The sequence below is a fragment of the Alteromonas sp. KS69 genome (assembly GCF_003989595.1).
Classification (GTDB): domain Bacteria; phylum Pseudomonadota; class Gammaproteobacteria; order Enterobacterales; family Alteromonadaceae; genus Alteromonas; species Alteromonas naphthalenivorans.
Map to the genome: position 1 here is coordinate 1 of NZ_PYHU01000029.1, position 3133 is coordinate 3133.

A 3133-nucleotide genomic window follows, 5' to 3' on the forward strand; every position below is an offset into this window, starting at 1 on the left:
AAATTCGTGGGGATCCCTCAGTGACGGTCCCTATATTTTGTTAACCCTGAATTAAGTACAGTTGTGCAGACATTATTGGTACAAAATTCACTCGATAAATCAATAACAACATCTAAATTGTCACTGATTATAGGGAGCACTAATAAATCGTTATAGAATGTATCCTTATTGATGGAACAAGAGGATCTATCTAGCTCGTTAAGCTCTAGACACAATGGAGGGTCAAACTTAAACCAAGGATTGTCCCTTATACCTACTAGCTTGGTCTTTGGGGTGTTTTGTTTTGTTAAATTCCAGCTTTCAATGTAACCTTTAGGGACATGTTCCCCTTGTTGACTATTCCTAGTCACGGTAGTAACTAGGAAGTCTGGCGCTAAATTTTCTATTTTTTTATTTAGAGCTTGATTCCACTCTAGGCAGTTTAGCGAGGGGGCGTATAACTCATCGCCACTTGATGTGAAGCTACAGCCGCTTTTAATAAACAGATGTAGCTTGAAGCCATGTTTTTCAGAGTATGTTTCAAGCGCCGCTAACCATTGTGCGGCATGTGACCCACCAACAAGTGCAATTGTTTTTTCACCGTCTTTATCACCGTAAGTACATTCTACAATGGAATTGTTAGACATTCCCTGTTCACAGTTGTTAAAAAAACTTTGTTGAATATCCTGCTTTACAACTGAACCATGGGGAAATAATTCGTTCGATTTTAAGGGGGGAAGTACCTTTGTAGTATAGAACTTATGCAAGGCTATAAGACTAGGTTTTTCGATATACTTAAAAGAAATAAATAAGTAGATAATAAAGCAACCGGACAATAAAAATAGCGAAAATAGAACTTTTATAGTCTTCATTGGGCTTGTAATTAATTTATTATTTCGTCTTAATGGCTTCTCGATAAACTCAGTCGTTAAATAAGCTAATATAAAACTCACAGTTATGACAATGAAGCCCTTAAGATTTTCGTCTAAATCCGTTGCACTATAATTGTACAGTAAAATATAAACAGGCCAGTGCCATAAATAAAAATTAAATGAATAATCACCTAATGAAGTAAATACTTTGTGTTTCAAAATTGAAAGACGTAGTCCATGCCGACTCGTAACTATGATTAATACTGCACATATTACTGGTATTAAAGAGCCTAGACCAGGAAGATTTAAAGATGGTGCTATCGAAAAGCCAAATGTTAGGATTAATATTAATGCAAAGTAATGTAAGAAATAGGCTACTTTCCGGTTGATTCTAGTACGATCTAAGTTATTGTAAAGTAATACTCCAGCAATAAACTCCCAGCTCCTCGCTAGAGTATCAAAGTAGGCCCATTGTGGATTAAATTCAGTTATAAAAATTGAGTACATAAATGAGAGCGAAAATAGGGAAATGAAAACTAAATTTGTTAAATTTGATTTTTTTGTTTTCAACTCAATTTTTCTTATTAAAAGAAAAACAATAGGGATGGTAAGATAAAGTTGGATCTGTACTGAGAGCGCCCAAAACTGTTGAAAAACGCTTTTCACTTCATTTTGTAAAAGGTAACTTTTCCCGCTGAATGACAAATACCAGTTTTCTAAAAATAAAAACGTTGCTACTGAATTCTTTATCTCTAACTTATAATTGACAAATGGTACCCAGAGTATGATCGCTACGCAGGTCAAACTAAAAACTAAAAGAGCTGATGGTATAACCCGTCGGAGAGTTTTACTGTAATAACTTACTATTTCTCTAGGATTTATCGCGTCTTTTTTATCGAATGTATATGCGATGAAAAAAGCAGAAACTACAAAGAATATATCTACACCGCCGGATACACTTCCGAACCAGATGTGATAAATAGCTACTAGAAACGCAGCTAAAGTTCGTAGCCCTTGGATTTCGGGTATATACTGGTTTCGCATATTTCAACCTTAAAGAAAACTATTTCTTAATTTATAATTGGAAAAACTTTAATAATTGTGTAGAGTCAATTCTGCACAATTTCTGCTCTACTTCATTTAAAGCTGAATTTTTTATCTTTTAGATAGCAATAGCATATTTTCGAATAAAAATTTTCGTATGAAAGTTAATGATGATTAAATATATGGTCTAAGTATTTTAGTTTTTCGATTGCGTAGTGGGTGCGCATATGATCATCATCTCTATAGAAAAAACCAATTTCTTGGTTTCGTGTTTTACAAATATTCGCTTCACATAGTTTTTCAATAGGGTCAATTATCTCGATGCTATCTAATTCTGATAATTTATTAAAGGCAGCCATTTCTTCTAAATATTCATTTTTGGCAGTCTCCTTAGTTATGTAGTCTGGTAAGCCCTTTCTCATTGAAAGTATGGGTGAAAACTCATCTCCCCTAGGCTCACCAAGCATTAGATAAATCTTAGAAACTTTCGATTTGATCAGTTTTAAGAAGCTATCGTATTCATCAATTCTTTGAAGTGTCGCTTTACTTCTTTCCAATTGATCTATAGGAAGGTAAGAATTAAAGTTATAAAAAGATGTTAAGACTTTGTCGAAAGTTACAGTCTTTATCAACTTCTCGTAAGATTGTAGATTTTGGCAGCTCCATTTAGGGTGTTTCATTGATGGAGTAACGAAACACCCACTCTTGGTTAAAAAGTATATGTTATATGGACTGTTTAAATTTTCGACATATGGGTAGATTTGTTCGATGTGACTTGCACCCATAATAAGAATATTACTATCGGTTTTACCTTTGATAAATCTGATTTCAAGAGAATCTATTTCTAAGTTAGGTTCAGGGTAGTTCCAGTCATCAGTAGCTTCTATAGCTGATTTTACTAAAAGTTGTTCGCCAACTGGTAAGCGAAAAGTCATCCCATTTGTATTGAAAATCAGCAACCCCAATGCCGCAGATATAGTTGCAAAGGGGAGTGGACGAAGTAGGTATTTTGCTTTTTCAATGCCGAAGTCGCTTAATGTTTTAGATTCTATAAATTTAAAGCTAAGGGCGCCGAGGATTAAGGATAGTGGAATACCTATAGCCCACCAATTTTCACCGAGTTCGAAATAGTAACCAGCAACTACAATGTAAGCGATCAATTTAGACCGTCTTTTCCTCATTGAACTACCCCGTAAAATAGTCCCCGTAGATTTTACTCACGGAGACTTAATCGATGT

Annotated in this window: 2 protein-coding genes; both read right to left on the minus strand. The window is 34.6% G+C overall.

Annotated elements, in window-relative coordinates; genetic code table 11:
* Positions 1–17: 17 nt before the first annotated feature.
* Positions 18–1895: an acyltransferase family protein gene (locus C7Y69_RS15135; RefSeq protein ID WP_126873273.1), complete on the minus strand. Its 1878-nt coding sequence runs from the start codon at positions 1893–1895 to the stop codon at positions 18–20.
* Between the two features lie 164 nt (positions 1896–2059).
* Complete coding sequence (locus C7Y69_RS15140) at positions 2060–3055, minus strand: SGNH hydrolase domain-containing protein (RefSeq protein WP_126873274.1); 996 nt, start codon at positions 3053–3055, stop codon at positions 2060–2062.
* Positions 3056–3133 lie beyond the last annotated feature (78 nt).